The following is a 481-nucleotide window of genomic DNA, read 5'->3' as shown; positions in this document are numbered from 1 at the left end:
CCCATCCAGCGCCTAGCCAGAGTCAGCTGGTAAAAAACCAGAGTAAAGAGGAATAGCCTTATGCGACCACTGAGTCTAACGTATCCAGTACCAATGGAGGGGCCTCACTGATGTATGTGTCTGTCGATTCGTTACCGGAGCTAACCCCAGAATATCAGCAAGCCCAGCAGCAAGCGGTACAAGAGGCCAAGGTGGTCTATCAATTTGAACTCGTAAGACAGCGTCCCAACGATTACGGCACAATTTCTATATGGTCGTTGTTTGGCTTATTTTCCTTATGGATGATGTGGATCGCAGTACAAGACGGTCTATGGGCAGGTGTTCTTCTTGTTGTATTGTTTTCCGGAGGCTGTCTGACGTATTGCTATTTTGCTGGTAACCCAGATGTAAAACAAACGGTGACCTTAACCGAAAAAGGCATGATAGTCACCGAGCTGACTCTGGTCCCTGACGCCTGCTTTGCTGCCTTACGCTACTCGGG

1 protein-coding gene is annotated in these 481 nt (G+C 48.6%); it reads left to right on the top strand.

What is annotated here, in order from left to right; translation table 11 throughout:
- Positions 1-110 precede the first annotated feature (110 nt).
- Positions 111-481, top strand: a 371-nt coding sequence (locus OH455_RS23250) for a hypothetical protein (protein WP_269982945.1), incomplete at its 3' end; no start/stop codon positions are given.

Origin of the sequence: Vibrio sp. T11.5, from assembly GCF_027587155.1 — a bacterium.
Taxonomy (GTDB): domain Bacteria; phylum Pseudomonadota; class Gammaproteobacteria; order Enterobacterales; family Vibrionaceae; genus Vibrio; species Vibrio neptunius.
The sequence above is the reverse complement of the archived record's forward strand: the minus strand, read 5'-3'. Positions and strand labels throughout refer to the sequence as shown.